Origin of the sequence: Shewanella sp. KCT, assembly GCF_007636505.1 — a bacterium.
GTDB lineage: Bacteria > Pseudomonadota > Gammaproteobacteria > Enterobacterales > Shewanellaceae > Shewanella > Shewanella halotolerans.
This window is the reverse complement of sequence record NZ_LVDJ01000008.1, coordinates 73,316-93,432: the sequence shown is the minus strand read 5'-3', so window position 1 is coordinate 93,432 and position 20,117 is coordinate 73,316. Positions and strand designations below refer to the sequence as shown.

Here is a 20,117-nt window from a genome sequence, read left to right as displayed (position 1 = left end):
GTAAGTCCTTACAGATAACGCCCGCAAAGTTTTCGAACAATTTAAGGCAATTCTTATCCGCCAGGTTTTACAGGCTGTTAACCATTCCTACCGCCCAATCTCCCCAAGCCTGTGTTTTAAAACCAGTATTCATTGCTACGGTGAGAACCAAAAATAACCCAAATGATAATAGTGTACTAATGTAAATACGACTTTTAATCTTCCAGTCATATGCCATAAGGGTCACGTAGATTAAAAACATCAACACAAACATTGAATAACCCGGTAATGCCAATAAATGGGTAAATCGATTAAGACCCTCTGGCATCAGTTGGATAGCTGCGGCAACCATAAATCGTTTATGGTGGGCTGGATTGCTAATATTTAGAATGCCCAAAATATAGAGAGCTAAGAAAATTAGCCATTGGAGCAAAGTTCCACCTAAAAAGCCTCCCGCTCGAATTCTAGCTTGGGCATCTTCAGGATTAAATATGCCAAAATCTGTTAGGCGTTGATAGAATTCAAGCGCCATCATTGGGCCAGTAATCAATATTGCAATTACTAGAAGAAGACTGAGTTTCCCTAAGTTTTTGTGAGCGGAATAACGACCTGCACCAGATAATTGTATCTGATTTAATAGTAATAAATACCATGCCACACTGAATGCACCATGTAACCCGGTCACTAGAGAAATTCGACCTAGGACGTCAGGGTTGGAAATCCAATTAGACGCGAAGCCACCGAACAGTAAGAAAGTGATGAAAAGTGAGAAAAACCAAAAAAATCTCGTCTCACGACGATAAGCGTTAGGTATAACAACGTTCACTATGTTTAATGCCTTGTCCATGGTATTCCAATTTTTCCTAATCTAGAACATTCTCAATCGGCGTAATAAGTCCTTAGCCCCAATTAACTAAGCAGGAGCGCAAGCCAAGCTTTTTTCGTCCTATTGAGTAAATTGTTATGTGCTTACCACTCGAACACCTTCGGATTCTAGACGCACGGTTAATAGCCTTTTTGCTAAAGGGTGCAACTTAGCTTGATCTATAGATTTTAATCTGCGTTTTCCCAAGCGTTTATCAAGCATTGCAAGGGACTGAATTAAAGGGTCTTCAGAAGATATTGACTCATCAATAGTAAGATCGTGCACGAAACTCCAGCAGGCCTCATAAGCATCTTGCCTTGATAGTTCACCGTATTCCATTTCTCCGTAAGACTTTTTCTGGTTCGCAGAGACATGCTCTGGAATTGGTGAGTCAGTAACCCACCGTCCATCCTTAAGATAGTAATTACCAGCGGCACGATTCCAGAATGCTCTTGTACAGAAATTAGCGATAATTTCCTTATCAAGGGTTAGCCAAGCGTGACCACAAGTACAATTACCATATCTTGTGCTGAAAATAGCAACTCTCCCGCTAAGGGATTGAGAAAACTTGTCTTCTACCAGCGATTTCAACTTACTCCATTTCACTGATAACCCCCTTTAAGCACATAAAACTTTAATAATTGGCTGGTGCAATGCGCCAGTCCCAAGGAGCCAGCCTTGGCTGGCAAAGTAAACTTGAACAACTTGTTATATAGCATTTGCCGCCAAGTATACATTTATAGAGCTCAATACAGATTCAATATCGGTTGGCTCAAAGCGCTCTAAAAACACTTGTTCCCCCAAGTTTTCTATAGCAATTGCAGCTTGATAACAAGCCGAAGGATTAGACTTTTGCGCGGATTTCATAACTGAAAAATATAGGTTTTTATACTGATTCGCATAGGTCTTTCCCAGCACAAACAAAGCGGTTGAGAGCAGTTGAGCATCTGATTCAATTTTATTTTCGATATATTCAGCGATTAATCTGGAGATTTCATCAATATCCATATGTACGATAGGAGAACCAATTAGCCTAGATTGAATAAAATCATCATCAACTCCTCGATGTTTATCGAAGATACATAGAGAATCAAGAAGATAATCGTTATCTATTTTCACGCTTTATAATACCTCACACACAGGATTGGTAAAGTTGACTTGTTATGCTTAGCTTTTTGATTGAGCATGTTTAATTCTTTCCTTTGCAGCTTCAAGCGCGCCTTCTGGCCATACATCAACTTGGCTGTCATCTTTCATATATTCGTCAGTGAATATTTGGCTGAACCACACCGGATCACATTCACCTGAATCCGATTTAAAATGCTCACGATTCCGATACCATAAATCAAGTATGGCGACATCGATATTGCTTGATAAGTGAAGTATTTCCTCAATTACTGAATGCCATTCTGACGCCTGAGTGTTAAATATTTTTTGAATATTCATACTCTGAATAGAATCAGATTTCTCTTTGGGTAGATACCCTATGACATCTTGGATGTATGCCTCTAAAAACAGGTATATCGGGTTTTCACCATATCTAGGATGATCTTGGATACTCACAGTTTCTCCTTGTGCGCTAGCTGTGGCATAAAGAATGACCACCAAAAATATTGCTCTAGTCATATGAAGTCTAACGCCTAGTTAATGGGCAAAATTGTGTTGGCTAAAATGTGAAGTGGAGCGAAACTAAGCCAATGTAATTTTATCTACTATTAAACAGCTTGCTATGAGCCATTCAGCATCGGTTCTAGATTAAAGTGCAAAATAGTCTCGCACTGGTTCCAGGCCCAGTAATCATCACCGTAATGTATAGTTACTGAAGACTCTCTCAACAGCTCTTGTGAAATACAAAAGCCATTAACTGACTCAGTGCCTCCCTCATCAATTTCCACACAGATTGTTTCTACATCTTCTGCTAAAGAAAATTTTGAGGCCAATAAAAATAACAAAATCAGATACTTTTTACCCATATTTTGCCTCATAATATTTTATTAGCGCACCTGCGCATTTACCCCATCAGACCGGTAAAAACACTCTTAACTAACCAGCTGTATTCCAAAGAACTTATCAGCTTTCAATTCAAGACACCATCCTGAAAAACGCGGACGAACACGGACTTAAAATCACCCAAAACTCACATAATTTAAATACGACTGAATGCTTGTCTACTATGCCGCCAAATCGAAGAAGCGTTAGATACCGAGTGCAGATACACTAGTGAGCTTCCGTGACAGGGCCAAAAATGTTCCCTACATTTTTTGGCATTCCCTAACATCCACGTAGGTCAGATGCCGTCGACGAGCCTCCACGGATGACTCTCTTTGTAATAAAGAATCGGCATGTAGCAGATATATCTACACATATGCCCACCGCAGGTGTTAAGTTGCCATGAAGGTGCGATCTTCAAACTCCCTTCCAACAAGCATTCAGCTAAACGCTACAGTTGGAAAAAACGAGAAAGCTAGCCCATCCAATTAAAGCCAAATCGAAGAGACGTTAGATACCCAGTGTAAACACGATTTTGGCCCTCGGCGGCAGGGAAGCCGCCGCGGAGCGTATAGGGACATATTCACAGCGAGCCAAAATAGTGTTTGCACGTAAGCCCACCGCAGGTGATTGATTGCCATGAAGGTACGCCCCTCAAACAACCATCCGACACCTATGCCGCAACGGGCCTAACATTCGAATCCCATCACCAGTTGCTCAAACTGAATCCCCCAAAATCTAATCCAAAAAACTGAAATTTGTGCAGCCCACAAAAAAATCAAACTTTTCTAAATTTTATCCATTAAAATTACCCCACCTTTGCATCAACAACAAAAAACAGAACCCATAATGCAAACCCTAATTCCATTTACCGCCGAGCGTTGCCAGGGCTTTGTCGCCAAGCGCGAGGGCGAAACCAAGATAGGCCAGACAATTCATTGTTATGAGGGCAAGACACCGCTCGGCGAGCAGCTGGCAAAGGCCAAGGCCGACGGGGTGCGCTTCGTCATCTTAGGCATAGGCGAAGATATCGGCCCCAGGGCCAACCTGGGACGCGGCGGCGCCGTCGATGGCTTCGAGGCCGCCATGGCGCAGTTTTGTAACTTCCAGTCGAATCAGTTTCTCGACGGCGGCCACTGCCTGGTGCTGGGGCAGATCGCCACAGACGATCTACAGCTGCCGGAGGGCCGCAGCGCGCAGGCCCTGAGGGACAATGTCGACAAGCTAGATGAGCGGGTAATCGAGATAGTCGGCGAGATCATGGCGGCCGGCCTAGAGCCGATTGTGATCGGCGGCGGGCATAACAACGCCTATGGCCTCTTGATGGCCACCAAGCAGGCGACAGGAAAAATGGTAGCGGCGGTTAACTTAGACCCCCACTCAGACTTTCGCCCGCGAGAGGGCCGCCACAGCGGCAATGGTTTCAGCTATGCCGCCGCCAGCGGCGCCTTGGGACACTATCATGTGCTGGGGCTACATGAGCTGAAAAACAGTCAGCAGACCCTGGAGCAGCTAACGGCCTTCGGCGGCAAGTGGCACACGCTACAGGCTATCTGGGTCAGACGCGAGACAAGCCTGGAGCAGGCGCTCAAGACGATAGTCGAGGACCTCAACGCCAGCGATCTGCCGGTGGCGCTGGAACTGGATCTCGACGCCATCACTAACATGCCCAGCAGCGCCTCGACCGCGGCGGGGATCCCCCTACTCGACGCCCTCTATTATGTGAATCAGGTGGCCAGCAAGACGCCAGCCGCTTACCTGCATCTGGCCGAGGCGGCGCCAAGCTGTCACGTGGCGGGTGTCGAGGCCGGTCGCCGGGAGACGGGCCAGAGCATCGGCGAGCTGATCTACGCCTATATCCAGGGACGACTGGCACAACATCCCCTGGGGTAAGTCACTCTGCGCATTTGGCATATTGCTAATATTGTGCTGTAATGCGCTCCTCGTTTTTGAAACTCTGGTTGAAACTCTGCGCTATCACGCATTTTTCAATTAATTGTGCACGGATTATTTACATCGATCACAGAGTGATAGACCAATGATTCAGCAAACTGAGTCAATCACTTACACTCGCGGTTAACAGCAGCAATAAACAGGAAGCCAGTAATGTCAGAGGGCAGCTCAAACAGTACCCACTTTGGATATAAGACGGTCGATGCTGAGAAGAAAGCAGACCTAGTGGCCGACGTCTTTCACTCGGTCGCCGCCAAATACGACATCATGAACGATGTCATGTCCTTTGGTATTCACCGTCTGTGGAAGCGTTTTACCATAGAGAGTGCGGGTGCGCGTCCGGGCATGAAGGTACTGGATCTCGCCGGTGGCACAGGCGACCTAACCGCCAAGTTTTCCCATATCGTGGGTAACACGGGTCAGGTGACCCTGGCCGACATCAACGATTCCATGCTGAAAGTGGGCCGCGAGAAGCTGCGTAACCGTGGCGTTGTGGGTAACGTCAACTATGTGCAGGCAAACGCCGAGGCGCTGCCTTTCCCAGACAACCACTTCGATATCATCACCATCGCCTTCGGCCTGCGTAACGTGACCGACAAGGATGCGGCGATCCGCTCTATGCTGCGCGTGCTTAAGCCAGGCGGCAAGCTGCTGATCCTCGAGTTCTCTAAGCCACAGCACGACCTGATGCGTAAAGTCTACGATCTCTACAGCTTCAAGATACTGCCTAAGATGGGCGATATCATCACTCAGGATGCCGGCAGCTATGAGTATCTGGCCGAGTCTATCCGCATGCATCCGGATCAGGAAACCCTTAAAGGAATGATGGTAGATGCCGGATTCGAGCAGGTGGAATACACCAATATGACAGACGGTATCGTCGCCCTGCACAAGGGTTACAAGTTCTAATATTGGTTCGAATAGCGATCTTTATATCGAAAGAGGCCCCGCAAAGTCGGGGCCTTTTTGTTGTCGCCTTTTTGTTGTCGCCTACTTTGGCCGCCTCGCCGCAATCTCACTGAATAAATGACATTTTTACCTAGCCCTTTTGTCGCCAGTTTAGTGTAGAATAGCGTCACCTTTGCGCCGTCATCAGTTGATGATGAGCCCAGCAGCCAACGATTCTCAGGTCTTAGGTAACGCATGAAACGTGAAATTGCATTGCTGATCTGTGCGGCCCTCGAAACCGCACTCAAAAAAGTGACTCAGCAGTCTCCCGGCGCCTACGCCAAACTCCACAACCTGCAGGGGCGAGTACTCTGCCTCGAACTCAGCCAACTGGGCTGGCCCATCTACCTGTTGTTTGCCAAAGAGATTCAGGTCTTTAGCCAGTATGATGGCGAGGTGACCACCAAGGTGTATGCCGATCTGACCACCTTCTATAAGCTCACCGAAGGCGCCAACCTTACCGAGCTGATCAAGCAAGACAAGCTGACCCTTGAAGGGGATCTCAACCTGCTACAGAGCTTTAGCCACTTCATGCAGCAGGTGGAGTTCGATTTCGCCGAGCCTCTGTCGAGTTACATAGGCGATGCGCCGACTCACCTACTCACCGAGGGCGCCAAGCAGCTGAAACAACAGCTGAGTCAGGTACTGAGCAAGAGCTGGGATCATATGGGCCAGCTGGCCACAGAAGAATATCGCCTGAGCCCTCACAAGATAGAACTTGTTCATTTTAGTGATAGAATCGAGCAACTTGAGGCCGATACCAACGCCTTAAGCCAACGGATTGAGCGACTCATAAACAAGGCAAACAGCAACAGATGACAATCAAAAGCATGCGGCGCGCATACCAAGTCGTAAAGACGGTGCTTCAATATGGTCTGGATGATCTTATCCCCGCTAAGCTCAAACCCTGGTATTTCAGGCTGCTACGCTGGAGCTTCTTCTGGTTAACCAACCAACATAAAGACAAGGTGGGCGGCGAGCGTCTCAAGCTGGCGATGCAGGAGCTGGGCCCCGTCTACATCAAGTTCGGCCAGATGCTGTCGACCCGTCGGGATCTGCTCAGCGACGAGTGGGCCGAAGAGCTGGCCATGTTGCAGGACAGGGTGCCGCCCTTCGATTCCGCCATCGCCCGCGCCCAGATAGAGGCCGAACTCGGGGCGCCCATAGAGACCTATTTCGATAACTTCGACGACACCCCGCTGGCCTCTGCGTCCATCTCCCAGGTACATACCGCCACCCTCAAGTCTAACGGCGAAGAGGTGGTGCTCAAGGTGCTCAGACCCAATGTTGAAGAGAAAGTCCACGCCGACCTGCTACTGATGACCCAGAGTGCCCAGGTGCTGGAAACTCTGCTTGGCCACGGCAACCGTCTGCGCCCCGCCGAGGTGGTAGAAGATTATCGCACCACAATCGAAGGTGAACTCAACCTCAAGCTCGAGGCCCTCAACGCCATCAAGCTCAGAAACAACTTCGTCGACTCGGGCGCCCTCTACATCCCTAAGATGTATGAAGAATTTTGCTTTACCCGCCTCATCGTCATGGAGCGCATCTATGGCGTACCCGTATCCGACAGGGCGGCGCTGGAAGCCCAGGGCACTAACCTTAAGCTGCTGGCAGAGCGCGGCGTCGAGCTCTTCTTCACCCAAGTATTTCGCGACAACTTCTTCCATGCCGACATGCATCCCGGCAACATCTTTGTCAGTACCGAGCATCCGGAAGATCCCTTCTACATAGGGCTGGACTGCGGCATCATGGGCACCCTCACCGAGCAGGATAAGCGCTACCTGGCGGAGAACTTCCTCGCCTTCTTCAACCGCGACTATACCCGTATCGCCCAGCTCTATATCGAGTCGGGCTGGGTGGCGGCCGACACAGATCTAGTCGCCTTCGAGCAGGCGATCAAGGTGGTGTGCGAGCCCATGTTTAACAAGCCTTTAGATGAGATCTCCTTCGGCCATGTGCTGCTGGAGCTGTTTCGCACCGCACGCCGTTTCGACATGGTGGTGCAGCCACAATTGGTGCTGCTCGAGAAGACCCTGCTCTATATCGAAGGCCTGGGACGTCAGCTCTATCCTCAGCTGGATCTCTGGCAGACGGCCAAGCCTTTCCTGGAAAGCTGGATGGCGGAGCAGATGGGGCCTCTGGGCATGGCGAAGAAGATCAAGAAGCAGTTCCCCTACTGGACAGATAAGCTGCCTGAGCTGCCTGAACTTGTCTATGACAACCTGAAGATGGGTAAAAACTTCGTCAACAGTCAGAATCAGCTGCTGGATCGCTACCTGAAGCAGCAACAAAAAGCCCATAAAAGCAACTACCTTTTAATCACATCAGCAGTTTTAGTGATCTGTGGCAGTATTTTATTTTCCCAAAACGCTACACTATGGGCCTCTTATGCTTGTATCGGCATCGGCGCAACCTTGTGGTTACTCGGATGGCGATCTAGACCAAAGAATCGCAAATTTTAGCTAGCACTAAATAACCAAAGGGTCATAATAGGACCAGTATTACATCAAGAGGAAAGTTACATGGGTGGCATCAGTATTTGGCAACTTCTTATCATTGCTTTAATCGTTGTTTTGCTTTTCGGAACTAAGAAATTGCGCTCTCTAGGTGGTGACCTCGGCGGTGCTGTTAAAGGCTTCAAGAATGCTATGTCTTCTGAAGATGAGAAGAAGGCTATCGAAGACACCAGCGCAGAAAAAACAGCTCAGACTGAAGAGAAAAAGACTGAGTCCAAGGATAAAGAACAGGCGTAATTCCTTATGTTCGACGGTATCGGCTTTATGGAGCTGCTGTTGATTGGTGTTTTGGGGCTGGTCGTACTCGGCCCCGAAAGACTACCGGTCGCGGTGCGCTCAATTACAGGCTGGATTCGTGCCATGAAGCGCATGGCTAACTCGGTAAAAGACGAGCTGGAGCAAGAGCTTAAAATTGAGCAGCTGCACGCAGATCTTAAGAAGGCAGAAAGCCAGGGGCTAAAGAACCTCTCCCCCGAGTTACAGGATTCAATCGATCAATTAAAAGAAGCAGCCCAATCTGTTAATCGTCCCTATAAGGTAGAAGATATTGCCACTGGCAGCGAACCCGCCAGCAGCGAGGCGAAACCTGCAGAGACCACGACAGCCAAGGCCAGCAATTCAACCGAAAAATCTGACGGGTAGTTCATGTCGCAACAGCAGCCGTTAATCAGCCACTTGCTTGAGTTACGCAACAAGTTGCTCAAAGCCATTGGCAGTGTCCTCCTGGTCTTTATCTGCTTAGTCTATTGGGCAAATGATATCTATCACTACATGGCCACGCCGCTTATGCAGGCGCTACCCGAGTCCAGTAGTATGATTGCGACCGATGTGGCCGCGCCCTTTTTTGCTCCCTTTAAACTAACGCTGATCCTGGCGTTTTTTATCGCCATTCCCTATGTCTTGTACCAGATCTGGTCCTTTATCGCGCCAGGCCTCTACAAGCATGAGAAGCGTCTGATGGTGCCGCTACTGGCCAGTAGTACCATACTCTTCTACCTGGGTATCGCCTTCACCTACTACATAGTATTTCCCGTGGTGTTTGGCTTCTTCACCAGCGTGGCCCCCGAAGGGGTGCAGGTGGCGACCGATATCAGCAGCTACCTGAGCTTCGTGCTCAAGCTGTTCTTCGCCTTCGGTCTGGCGTTCGAGATCCCTATCGCGGTGATCTTGCTCTGTTGGGCGGGGGTTACTACCGTTGAAGATCTCAGGGCGAAACGTCCCTATATTATTGTCGGCGCCTTCGTGGTCGGCATGCTGTTAACGCCGCCAGATATCATCTCGCAAACCATGTTGGCCGTGCCTATGCTGATATTGTTTGAGGGGGGATTGATTGCCGCGCGTTTCTACAGTAAAAAGGACTCTGACGAAGACGAGCTCTCCGAGCAAGACAACGCTGAGTAATAAAACTGAATCTTGCTGCAAGCTATCCGGCAACGGATAGCTTGTCGTTATTTATTACCCCATCATCAGCCTGTCTCGCCGTGAGCCCTCCATAATAAAAAGGAACTCTATATGCGCTTAAGTTTTGCGGCACCGACCAGCTGGATAGCCCTCTCCACTCTTCTCTTCTCACTCAACGCCTCTGCCGGTATCGAGCAGCAACTCAGCCAATGTGCGGCAAAACAGGACAAGCTAGACAGACTGATCTGCTACGACAACCTTGCAGCCAAGGTCGGTAATAAATCTCAGGCCAGCAGCCATATGGCACCTGTCTCTAAACCCGCACCGACACCTCAACCTAAGCCAGCACCACAGTCAGCAGCCGTAGTTGCCAGCACACCCGCTTCGGCAGAAGCCAGTTTCGGTAAGGTCTACAAGGAAGAGAAAGCCGACGTCGAAAAGATTGTCATGACGGTCAAGTCGGTGAAGAAGAATCCCCGTGGCATCCTGACCATCAGCTTCGACAATGGCCAGGTCTGGAAACAGAATGACACCAATCGCTTCAAGGTTAAGGCGGGTGAAACCGTATTTATCGAGAAGGGCGCCCTAGGCTCTTTCCTGTTGGGTAAAGATGACACTAACGCCACCATCAGGGTCAAGCGCATCGACTAATGCCCAGCTACATAGACATAGCTGTCAACCTGGTTGGCAGCCCGTTAGAACAAGAATGTGACACGCTAATCAGTGATGCGGCGGCCCATGGGGTTTCGCCGCTCATTGTTATTGGCTCCAGCCTAGACGAGAGTCAGCAGGCGATCGCCTGCATCGCCCGTTATCCAAACGCCCTCTACACCACGGCGGGCGTGCACCCGCACCATGCCAGCGAGTGGGACGCCACTAGCCGTGATCGACTCATACAGCTGGCTAGGCAGCCAGGCGTTGTGGCCATCGGCGAATGTGGCCTGGACTATAACCGTGATTTCTCGCCCCGACCGAAACAGCGCGAGGCCTTCGAGGCCCAGCTGGCCCTGGCCGTCGAGCTGGAGATGCCTGTGCTGATGCATGAGCGCGATGCCCATGAGGACTTTGCCGCCATACTGCAGCGCTATCGCCCGCATCTGAAGGGTGCTCTACTGCACTGCTTTACCGGCAACCGCGCCAGCCTGGAGCGCTACATAGAGTTAGATTTGCACTTAGGGATCACCGGCTGGGTGTGCGACGAGCGCCGTGGCCAAGAGCTGGCCGAGTTGGTGGTCGACATTCCCGCCGAGCGCATCATGATAGAAACCGACAGTCCCTATCTGCTGCCTCGCAGCATGCGACCCAAGCCTAAGTCGAGCAAGAACAAGCCACAATACCTGCCCTACATCAGCCGGGTCATCGCCCAGCTCAGGGGCGTGTCTGAAGAGGCCTTTGCCCGTCAGGCCTATCACAACAGCTGCGCCTTCTTCGGCCTAGAAGCGGACTATGAGCCCCTTTAAGCTATTGCTCCTGCTGATCACCCTGAGCTTCCCCGGCTTTAGCCAAGGGGAGTCGCTGCTGGCGGTCAATAAAAACCAGTCTATCGAGCTCGCCTCCTGGCTCTATTATGTGCAAGATGATTCGCTGACCAGCCTGGAGCAGGTCAGCAAGCTAAGCTCCAGCCACTGGCAACGACTGACCCCGGAATTTAACCAGCACCTGGGGGTAGAGCCTTTCTGGGTCAAGATAAGCCTCTACAACGCCACTGATACCCAGATGCGGCGCTACCTTAAGCTGGGCAACCCGCACCTGAATAGGGTCAGCCTGTACCACCTACAGAGAGGTAAGCCGACAGTTCACCTGGAGATGGGCGACAGCTATCCGTTCAGCCAGCGTCCCATCATCAACAACGATTTCCTCTATCGTTTCGAACTGGCGCCCGAGGTGGTACACAGCTTCTATATTCGGGTCGATACCGAGGGCAGTGCCAACCTGCCCATCTCCCTGCTGTCGCCGGACCATATCGTCAAGGCCACGGAGACACAGTCCCTCTATCAGGGATTCCAGCTGGGCGCCCTGATGGCAATTGGCCTGTTTAGCCTGTTTATCGCACTCACCTCGCGCTCCTACAGCTACAGCTATTACTCTGGCTATGTCTTGTCGGTGACCCTCTTGGTGGCCACCCTGCATGGCCTGTCGTTCCGTTATCTCTGGCCCAACTGGCCCGTGTTGCAGGCGGTGATGATCCCCATACTGATCCCGATCGCCCTCACCTTCGTGCTGATGTTTTCCGAGAAGGTGCTGCAGCTCAAGTATCACAACCTCAAGATGTTGAGGCTCTGTCGTTACAGCGCCGCTACCGGGCTGTTTCTCACCTTGGTCACGCCGTTTTTAAGCTACTCTGTGGCCCTGAAGGTCAACATAGTCGCCGTGCTGATCACCACCAGCATGCTGATGCTGATCGCCCTGCTGCTGAGCCTACGAGGCCATAAGCTGGCCAGGCTCTACACCCTGGCCTGGTCTGGGATGCTAATAGGCTCCTTCGTTACCGCCATGATGTATCTGGGGGTCATCTACCTGCCTATCATGCATCAGACACCGATAATGGTCGGCCTGAGCTTCGAAATCGTCTTTATGGCGGCGGTATTGGCGATTCGCTACAACGACGAGCGTAAGGCCAAGCTCAAGATCCAGCAGGAAGCCTTGCTGCAGGCCCAGCGGATCCGTCAGGCCCGGGAGGAGGCGCTACAGATCGAGGCCGACAGCAACGAACGCCTGGAGCAGATGGTGCAGGAGCGCACGTTAGAGCTCGAGATCGCACTTCGAGAATTAAATGAGGCCAACCAGAAACTTACCGAACAAAACACGGTCGATAGTCTCACAGGCGTGAAAAACCGCGCCGCCTTCGAGAAACGCCTGCAGGCCGAAGGCCGCCTGAGTCGTCGTCAGCAGACACCGCTGGCGATCCTCATGATAGATATCGACCGCTTCAAGGCGATCAACGACACCTATGGCCACCTGGCCGGGGATCAGGCGCTCAAGACCATAGCCCAGGCGCTAAAGGAAAAATTAAGACGCCCAAGTGATCTGGTATCACGTTTCGGTGGTGAAGAGTTTGCTATGATACTGCCTAATACCTCCTGTGACGGGGCGCTACAGGTGGCGGAGCTGATGCGCAGCACCGTCTGTGAGTTGCCACTGGCATGGGGAGAGCAGGCTATTCCGCTCACCATCAGTATCGGGATCTGCGCCGAAGTGATCGTCGATGATCAGCACACTCAGCTGCTGGTCGACCAGGCAGACAAGGCACTCTATCGTGCCAAGCATGAGGGCCGAAATCGCGTATGCGTCTATTCGCCCGAACTCGAAGAATAAAGTAACCGACTTAGTGGCTATGCCCCATCCACGGATGAGCTGTGAAGTGTGTAGCCCAATAAAGCAAACAACCCTAAATTAGGAGTCGAATGTGAACATCATTACCAGTGCTTTCCCTCAGCGCAGAATGCGCCGCATGCGTAAACACGATTTTAGTCGCCGTCTGATGGCCGAAAACCAGCTGTCGGTAAACGACTTGATCTACCCTATGTTCGTGCTCGAAGGTAATAACCGTACTGAACAGGTCGCTTCAATGCCTGGCATTGAGCGCTACTCAATCGATCTATTGCTCAAGGAAGCGGAAGAACTCGTTAAGCTGGGGATCCCTCTGGTGGCCCTGTTCCCTGTGACCCCAGCCGAGAAGAAGACCCTGATGGCCGAAGAGGCCTACAACGCCGATGCCCTGGCGCAGCGCGCGGTTCGCGCCCTGAAAGAAGCCTTCCCACAACTTGGGGTGATGACAGACGTGGCGCTGGATCCCTTCACCACCCATGGTCAAGACGGCATCATTGACGAAGACGGCTATATCCTGAACGATATCACCACAGAGATCTTGGTGAAGCAGGCCCTGTCTCACGCCGAGGCCGGTGCCGATATCGTGGCACCATCGGACATGATGGATGGCCGTATCGGCGCGATTCGTCAGGCACTGGAAGCAGCGGGTCACGTGAACACCCAGATCATGGCGTATTCGGCCAAGTACTCCTCTAACTACTATGGTCCCTTCCGTGATGCGGTCGGCTCTGCCGGCAACCTCAAGGGCGGCAACAAACACAGCTACCAGATGGATCCGGCCAACAGCGACGAAGCCCTGCACGAGGTCGCCCTGGATATTCAGGAAGGCGCCGACATGGTGATGGTTAAGCCTGGCATGCCATACCTGGATATCGTGAACCGCGTCAAGACAGAGCTGGCCGTACCGACCTTCGCCTATCAGGTGAGCGGTGAGTATGCCATGCACATGGCGGCCATCGAGAATGGCTGGTTGGCCGAGAAGGCGATCGTGATGGAGTCACTGCTGTGCTTCAAGCGCGCCGGTGCCGATGGCATCCTGACCTACTTCGCCAAGCGCGCCGCACAGTGGCTGAAAGAAGCCGATAATAAGTAAGGTTATCTTTTAAACAAAAAGCCAGTGACGCGAGTCGCTGGCTTTTTTGTCTCTATGCGCGAATTGAATGATGACAGTTAACGGCTGGCGGCCAGCGCCATACCTTCATCGTCAAACAGCTGCTCCACCTTAACGATACAGGGCGCCTTGAGAGTATAGCGATTGCTGCGATAGGTGTAGTGATACTCGCTCCAGTAGATGGAGAGCCGCAGGTGGGCGTCGGGGTGAAACTGATTCTGAGTATACAGGGCGCGGTAGCAGCGGGCACTGGGGAGATAGCCTGAGTGATACAGCTTAATGGCACGCTCATCCAGGCTGATCTCGCGGTAATCTATGCCATGTTTGGCCACGTTAGAAAACTGATAGTCGCCGTAGTGAAAGTTGCCCTCGACCACCTCAAGCTTGGCGCCTCTTACCAGCAGGTCGCTGAGCTGACTCACCTGAAGACGGCTCTGCGCGCAAAGGGTTACTAGGCCGCCACTGACTATCAACACCAGGGCCCAGCGCCAGAGTCCCAGGGGCCACCAATGTCCAATCAGCAGACTCAGTAGCAAGATCCCCAGGCCGACACCCAGCAAGACCAGCTCATAGAGCTGCCACTCACCCACCTCAAACACCAGATTCGAATATGACATCATCCCTTGCCTCACCTCAACGCTGCGCCCATTGAGCTTTCCTGTAGCCTGAGCTATTGCGTTAAGTAAGTGTAGAAGGCGATAGCCTTCTTGGCTCGTCAGACAAGATGCTATAGGGAGATGATGTCAGTTTGGTGAATAGGCTAACTTGTAGGAGACAAGCATTAAAAAAGCCATGGCGCCGCTCCTATAAGCAGTGTCATGGCTTTGTTTTTCATCCTAATGGTATTAGATGAGGTAATCGGCGCCCAGGGTCACGAAGAGCACCATGCCGGCCCAGTTGTTATTTAAGAAGGCCTGCAGGCAGGGGGCGCGCTCGCGGTCGAAGATCAACTTCTGCTGGTAGAGGCCAAAGCCGATGAAGGTGAGGATCCCCAGGGCGAAGACCAGGCCGCGATCGGCGCTGAGCCCCGCCATGATGAAACAGCCCAGGGCGGCCAGCTGAAACAGGCCGATGATCTGCCGGTCGAAGCGGCCAAAGAGGATAGCCGTCGACTTGATGCCCACCTTAAGATCATCATCTCTGTCCACCATGGCATACATGGTGTCATAGGCCACCGTCCAGCACCAATTGGCGGCAAACAGCCACCAGGCTTCTACCGGCACTGTGCCTAGCTGAGCCGCATAGGCCATGGGGATCGACCAGCTCCACACCACGCCGAGGAACATCTGCGGCATGTTGGTGAAACGTTTGGTAAAGGGGTAGATGATGGTCAATATGATACCGACGAAGGAGAGTTGTACCACCAGCGGGTTGAGCATCAGCACCAGGGCGAAGGCCAGCAGGCCCATCACCACAAACAGGATAAGCGCCTCTTTGACCGTCACCTCGCCGCTGGCCAGGGGGCGGCTCTTGGTGCGCTCCACATGGGAGTCCAACTTGCGGTCGGCATAGTCGTTGATGATGCAGCCACAGGCGCGCATCACCACCACACCGATAACGAAGATGATCAACACCTTAAGATCCGGCATGCCTCCGGCCGCCAGCACCAGTGCCATCAAACATGGCCACAGCAGCAGGAAGGTACCTATGGGTCTATCCATCCGCGCCAGACGCAAATAGGCGTCCAATTTATCCCTTAAGCTCATTTTTAGGCTCTCCTAACGACTGCTTTGGCCTTTGATTTTGTGGGCAAGCTCATCAATATCCTTTGGCATTATGACTGACACCCTAAGAGTTTCAAGCGCTTTATCAACGCATCCCTACAAGGTCTCCAAACGGGCATAGGCCACCACCAGCCACTTGCTGCCCACGTCGAGAAAATCCACCTGGACTCTGGCCTGGGCGCCGCTGCCCTCGAAGTTAGTCACCTTGCCTTCGCCAAACTTGGGATGATTTACCCGCTGGCCGATATTGAAGCCAGAATCATTGAAGGCTGAACCGTTAAAGGCGGGCTGGGCCTGACCGAATCTGTTGCTGCTCGCCGGCGCCGACACGCTGGTCCGCATGCGGATCTCCTGCACATAGTCGCCAGGGATCTCCTTGATGAAACGTGACGGACGGGCATAGTTTTCCCGGCCATAGATACGGCGCGACTCGGCATAGGTGATATAAAGCTGCTTCATGGCGCGGGTCATGCCCACGTAACAGAGGCGGCGCTCCTCATCTAGCCTGTCGCCCTCATCCATCGCCATCTGGCTGGGGAAGATCCCCTCCTCGACGCCTGCCATGAACACCATGGGGAACTCCAGGCCCTTGGCCGAGTGCAGCGTCATCAGCTGCACCGCATCGGTGAAGGCATCGGCCTGGCCCTCGCCCGCCTCGAGTGCGGCATGGGAGAGGAAGGCGTTTAGCTCGCCCATGTCTTCGAGATCTTCCGGCATCACAAAGGTGCGCGCCGCGGTGACCAGCTCCTCTAAGTTTTCCACCCTGGCGCGGGCCTTCTCGCCCTTCTCCGACTCATACATGGCCTTGAGGCCGGAGGCCTGGATAACATGGTCCGTCATGCGATGCAGCGACTGCTCCGCCGTCTCCTGCTGCAGGGTGACGATAAGATCCATGAAGCCACGTACCGAGTTGGCGGCGCGGCCGGAGAGCACCTTCTCATCGAGCAGGCGCAGACAGGTCTGCCACAGGGTCAGCTCCTGCTGGCGCGCCGTGCTACGCAGGATCTCCAGGGTACGGTCGCCTATGCCACGGGTCGGCGTGTTGATGATACGCTCGAAGGCGGCGTCGTCGTTCTTGTTGCTGATCAGCCGCAGATACCCCATGGCATCCTTGATCTCCTGACGCTCGAAGAAGCGCAGGCCGCCATAGATGCGATAGGCCATCCCCTTGTGCAGCAAGGCCTCTTCCAACACCCGCGACTGGGCGTTGGAGCGATAGAGGATGGCGCAGTCGCTGAGGTTACCGCCCATATCCTGCCAGTCCGTGATGCGACCCACGATAAAGCGGGCCTCATCCATCTCATTGAAGGCGCAATAGAGGCCAATCTTCTCGCCATCCTTGTCTTCGGTCCACAGCTTCTTGCCCAGTCGATCCGGGTTGTTGGCGATCAGCTCGTTGGAGGCGTTAAGTATGTTACCGCTGGAGCGATAGTTCTGCTCCAGGCGTATGGTCTGGGCGGCGGGGAAGTCCTGCAGGAAGCGGTGCAAGTTCTCCACCTGGGCGCCGCGCCAGCCATAGATAGACTGGTCGTCGTCACCGACGATCATCACATTGGCCGTGCTGCCCGCGAGCACGCGGATCCAGGCATACTGGATGGCGTTGGTGTCCTGAAACTCGTCCACCAGGATGTTCTTAAAGCGCTCCTGATAGTGCTCCAGAATATGGGGCTTGTTGAGCCAGAGCTCATGGGCCCTTAGCAAGATCTCGGCAAAGTCCACCAGGCCGGCGCGATCACATGACTCCTGATACACCTGATAGATCTTCAGCAGATTCTGCTCAATGGGGAAGCCACCGGCATCGATATGCTTGGGTCTCAGCCCCTGATCTTTCTTGCCATTGATATAGCCCTGGGCCTGACGGGGCGGATATTGCTTCTCGTCCAGATTAAGGCTCTTGAGGATCCGCTTGATCAACCTGAGCTGGTCGTCCGAGTCGAGGATCTGGAAACTCTGGGGCAAGTTGGCGTCTTGATAATGAGTGCGCAGCAGGCGATGTGCCAGGCCATGGAAGGTACCTATCCACATGCGGCCCATGTTGCTGCCGCTCACCTTCTCCACACGCTCGCGCATCTCAGCCGCGGCCTTATTGGTAAAGGTCACCGCCAGAATAGAATAGGGACTCTGCTGCTCTACCTGCATCAGCCAGGCGATGCGGTGGGTCAGTACCCGGGTCTTACCACTGCCCGCGCCCGCCAACACCAACATGCTAGATTGTGGTGCGCCGACGGCCTCGCGCTGTTTGTCGTTTAAGCCGTCGAGTAAAGAAGATACGTCCATTCTTGCCTCCAAAAAATCAGGCGGCAAGTATAACAGGAGGCGTTGCGCGATCCTACCGTCGACCGAAACGCCATAAGTCATCCACGCCTAACCCTAGTCAATAAAAAAGCCCAGGCAAGGGCCTGGGCTTTTGAGGTTCGTTAGGGCGCCAAGTGAGGATTAGTCCTTGCTCTCTTCCAGCCCTATGCTGTCCATCCAGTGATCGAAGTCCATCATATTACCCGGCAGCACTATCTTATTGGCGCTGTTGGTCAGGCCATCGAACTGCTTAAGGTACTGGGCACCAAGCTGCATGCGCACCACGTTCTTTCCGCCTGGCGCCGACACCACCTGGGCCATGCGCTCGATAGACTCGGCGGTCGCCTTGGCGATGGTAAGGATCTCCTCGGCCTTACCCTCGGCCTCGTTGATACGCTTCTGCATCTCACCCTCGGAGCGGTTGATCATCTCCGCCTTGACCCCTTCGGAGCGATTGATCTTGCTCTGCTTGTCACCCTCGCTCTTGGCCAGCAGGGCGCGGCGTTCACGCTCGGCGTTCACCTGCATCTCCATGGCGTTCTTCACCGTCTCGGGTGGTGCTATGTTCTTGATCTCATATCTGTGTACCCGGATCCCCCAGGTAGCCCCGGCCTGATCCAGCACCTCCACTACCTTGGCGCTGATCACGTCACGCTCCTCGAAGGTGCGGTCGAGATCCAAAGTACCAATCACAGAGCGGGTAGTGGTCTGCGCCAGTTGAATCGCCGCGTAACGGTAATCGGTCACCCCATAGCTGGCCTTCACGGGATCCACCACAGAGATATAGATTACCCCATCCACCTCGACGTTCACCTCGTCGCTGGAGAAACACTCCTGAGGCGGTACATCGATAGTTTCCTCTTTCAGGTCATGTACATAAGCCACCTTGTCGATGAAAGGCACCAGGGCATGGAAACCGGCATCTAAGGTGGTGTGATACTTACCCAGACGCTCGACGATATAGGCCGACTTGGTAGGCACCAGGCGAATCGACTGAAACAGCTTGATGATGAAGATGGCAAAGATCAGTCCCCAAATGCCCAGTACGATTAAATCTGTGTTGATATCTGCGATCATGCGCGACCTCCTTTTACCTGACCCACACTCTGAGTCACCTGCTCCATGCCCTCAAAGAATCCTTCCAGCTTGGCCATCTCGGCCGGCACCACTGAAATATCGGCTTCGTTTAGTATCTTACCCAGCTGGGTGATGAACTGCTCCTTGAGCTGCATGTTCATCGCCTCGTTACCGCCCTCAAGTGCCAAGGCCTCTGAGACCATGGTCATGGCTTCGGCCTTGGCGCGGGCGACGATGGCGATCTCTTGGGCCGTACCCTTGGCCTCGTTGATCCGTTTCTGCTTCTCACCTTCCGAGAGGTTAATAGCCTCCTGACGCTCCCCCTCGGAGAGATTGATCATCGCCGCCTTCTCGGCGTTGGCCAAAGTGATCTCGGCGCGCTTGCTACGCTCGGCCTCCATCTGCTTCTCCAGGGTGTGGATCACCTTGTGAGACGGGGTAATGTTCTTGATCTCGTACCTGAGCACCTTGATCCCCCAAGGGTCAGACGCTTTATCGATCTCACGCACGATAGACTCGTTGAGGCTGTCGCGCTCGGAGAAGGTCTCGCTCAGACTCAGCTTACCTATCTCGGAGCGCATTGTGGTCTGTGCCAGATTCACCGCGGCGCGGCGATAGTCTTCGATGCCATAACTGGCCAGCTTGCCGTCCATCACCTTGAGGTAGACCAGGCCGTCGACCTCCAGCTGAGTGTTATCCTTCGAAATACAGCTCTGTGGCGGCACATCCAGCACCTGCTCACGGGTGTCGTGGCGATAGGCTACGCGGTCGAAGAAGGGAATTAAAAAGTGAAAACCTGGCTGTAACACCACCCTAAACTTACCCAGACGCTCGATAACGTGTACCTCGCGCATGGGAACGATCAACAATAGGTTATAAAGAATAAAGAAAACGAAGAGTATAAAAATGGTAAATTCAAACATAGA

At 52.8% G+C, this 20,117-nt stretch carries 21 protein-coding genes; 11 read left to right on the top strand and 10 right to left on the bottom strand.

All coding sequences use genetic code 11. The annotated features are described in order from the left end of the window. Positions 1–67: 67 nt before the first annotated feature. The 5 genes from AYI87_RS12790 to AYI87_RS12770 all read right to left on the bottom strand — a co-directional run bounded on the left by AYI87_RS12790 (position 68) and on the right by AYI87_RS12770 (position 2,817). Positions 68–826 (bottom strand): hypothetical protein, encoded by a 759-nt coding sequence (locus AYI87_RS12790; protein ID WP_144202603.1) that lies wholly within the window; start codon positions 824–826, stop codon positions 68–70. A 114-nt stretch (positions 827–940) separates the two neighbouring features. Continuing rightward, positions 941–1,450 (bottom strand): hypothetical protein, encoded by a 510-nt coding sequence (locus AYI87_RS12785; RefSeq protein ID WP_144202601.1) that lies wholly within the window; start codon positions 1,448–1,450, stop codon positions 941–943. A gap of 102 nt (positions 1,451–1,552) precedes the next feature. After that, on the bottom strand, positions 1,553–1,963 hold the full coding sequence (locus AYI87_RS12780) for a hypothetical protein (RefSeq protein ID WP_144202599.1): 411 nt from the start codon (positions 1,961–1,963) through the stop codon (positions 1,553–1,555). Between the two features lie 48 nt (positions 1,964–2,011). Beyond that, a complete protein-coding gene (locus AYI87_RS12775; protein WP_144202597.1) occupies positions 2,012–2,407 on the bottom strand; it encodes a hypothetical protein in 396 nt (131 codons plus the stop codon). Between the two features lie 164 nt (positions 2,408–2,571). Continuing rightward, the gene (locus tag AYI87_RS12770; protein ID WP_144202595.1) at positions 2,572–2,817 is read right to left on the bottom strand and encodes a hypothetical protein; all 246 of its coding nucleotides are present in this window, start codon (positions 2,815–2,817) and stop codon (positions 2,572–2,574) included. 865 nt (positions 2,818–3,682) lie between these two features. Here AYI87_RS12770 and AYI87_RS12765 point away from each other — a divergent pair. From AYI87_RS12765 to hemB, 11 genes are all read left to right on the top strand, one after another. Further along, positions 3,683–4,726, top strand: coding sequence for a formimidoylglutamase (locus AYI87_RS12765; RefSeq protein ID WP_144202593.1), 1,044 nt, complete (start codon positions 3,683–3,685; stop codon positions 4,724–4,726). Positions 4,727–4,939: 213 nt separating this feature from the next. Continuing rightward, entirely contained in the window at positions 4,940–5,695 is a 756-nt protein-coding gene (ubiE, locus tag AYI87_RS12760) for a bifunctional demethylmenaquinone methyltransferase/2-methoxy-6-polyprenyl-1,4-benzoquinol methylase UbiE (protein WP_011867169.1), read from the top strand. A 234-nt stretch (positions 5,696–5,929) separates the two neighbouring features. After that, on the top strand, positions 5,930–6,553 hold the full coding sequence (locus AYI87_RS12755) for an SCP2 domain-containing protein (RefSeq protein ID WP_144202591.1): 624 nt from the start codon (positions 5,930–5,932) through the stop codon (positions 6,551–6,553). Continuing rightward, the gene (ubiB, locus tag AYI87_RS12750) at positions 6,550–8,199 is read left to right on the top strand and encodes a ubiquinone biosynthesis regulatory protein kinase UbiB (RefSeq protein WP_144202589.1); all 1,650 of its coding nucleotides are present in this window, start codon (positions 6,550–6,552) and stop codon (positions 8,197–8,199) included. The genes AYI87_RS12755 and ubiB overlap by 4 nt, the downstream gene beginning before the upstream one ends. A gap of 60 nt (positions 8,200–8,259) precedes the next feature. Next, the gene (gene tatA / locus AYI87_RS12745; RefSeq protein WP_011867172.1) at positions 8,260–8,490 is read left to right on the top strand and encodes a Sec-independent protein translocase subunit TatA; all 231 of its coding nucleotides are present in this window, start codon (positions 8,260–8,262) and stop codon (positions 8,488–8,490) included. A 6-nt stretch (positions 8,491–8,496) separates the two neighbouring features. Then, on the top strand, positions 8,497–8,895 hold the full coding sequence (tatB, locus tag AYI87_RS12740; protein ID WP_011867173.1) for a Sec-independent protein translocase protein TatB: 399 nt from the start codon (positions 8,497–8,499) through the stop codon (positions 8,893–8,895). A 3-nt stretch (positions 8,896–8,898) separates the two neighbouring features. Further along, complete coding sequence (tatC, locus tag AYI87_RS12735) at positions 8,899–9,654, top strand: twin-arginine translocase subunit TatC (protein ID WP_011867174.1); 756 nt, start codon at positions 8,899–8,901, stop codon at positions 9,652–9,654. Between the two features lie 111 nt (positions 9,655–9,765). Continuing rightward, positions 9,766–10,305 carry a hypothetical protein gene (locus tag AYI87_RS12730; protein ID WP_144202587.1) on the top strand — a complete coding sequence of 180 codons (540 nt, stop codon included), beginning with the start codon at positions 9,766–9,768 and terminating at the stop codon, positions 10,303–10,305. Continuing rightward, entirely contained in the window at positions 10,305–11,114 is an 810-nt protein-coding gene (locus AYI87_RS12725) for a TatD family hydrolase (RefSeq protein ID WP_144202585.1), read from the top strand. Before AYI87_RS12730 ends, AYI87_RS12725 begins: the two co-directional genes overlap by 1 nt. Then, complete coding sequence (locus AYI87_RS12720; RefSeq protein ID WP_144202583.1) at positions 11,101–12,969, top strand: diguanylate cyclase; 1,869 nt, start codon at positions 11,101–11,103, stop codon at positions 12,967–12,969. The genes AYI87_RS12725 and AYI87_RS12720 overlap by 14 nt, the downstream gene beginning before the upstream one ends. 91 nt (positions 12,970–13,060) lie before the next feature. Further along, positions 13,061–14,077 (top strand): porphobilinogen synthase, encoded by a 1,017-nt coding sequence (gene hemB, locus AYI87_RS12715; protein ID WP_011867178.1) that lies wholly within the window; start codon positions 13,061–13,063, stop codon positions 14,075–14,077. 77 nt (positions 14,078–14,154) lie between these two features. On the opposite strand, the gene AYI87_RS12710 is transcribed toward hemB, so the two are convergent. From AYI87_RS12710 to AYI87_RS12690, 5 genes are all read right to left on the bottom strand, one after another. After that, the gene (locus AYI87_RS12710; protein ID WP_144202581.1) at positions 14,155–14,715 is read right to left on the bottom strand and encodes a hypothetical protein; all 561 of its coding nucleotides are present in this window, start codon (positions 14,713–14,715) and stop codon (positions 14,155–14,157) included. A 225-nt stretch (positions 14,716–14,940) separates the two neighbouring features. Beyond that, entirely contained in the window at positions 14,941–15,801 is an 861-nt protein-coding gene (gene ubiA / locus AYI87_RS12705) for a 4-hydroxybenzoate octaprenyltransferase (protein WP_144202579.1), read from the bottom strand. Positions 15,802–15,915: 114 nt separating this feature from the next. Then, positions 15,916–18,096: a DNA helicase II gene (gene uvrD / locus AYI87_RS12700; RefSeq protein ID WP_144202577.1), complete on the bottom strand. Its 2,181-nt coding sequence runs from the start codon at positions 18,094–18,096 to the stop codon at positions 15,916–15,918. Positions 18,097–18,255: 159 nt separating this feature from the next. Next, positions 18,256–19,191, bottom strand: a complete 936-nt coding sequence (locus AYI87_RS12695; protein WP_144202575.1) for an SPFH domain-containing protein — start codon at positions 19,189–19,191, stop codon at positions 18,256–18,258. Further along, complete coding sequence (locus AYI87_RS12690; RefSeq protein WP_144202573.1) at positions 19,188–20,114, bottom strand: SPFH domain-containing protein; 927 nt, start codon at positions 20,112–20,114, stop codon at positions 19,188–19,190. The genes AYI87_RS12695 and AYI87_RS12690 overlap by 4 nt, the downstream gene beginning before the upstream one ends. Positions 20,115–20,117 lie beyond the last annotated feature (3 nt).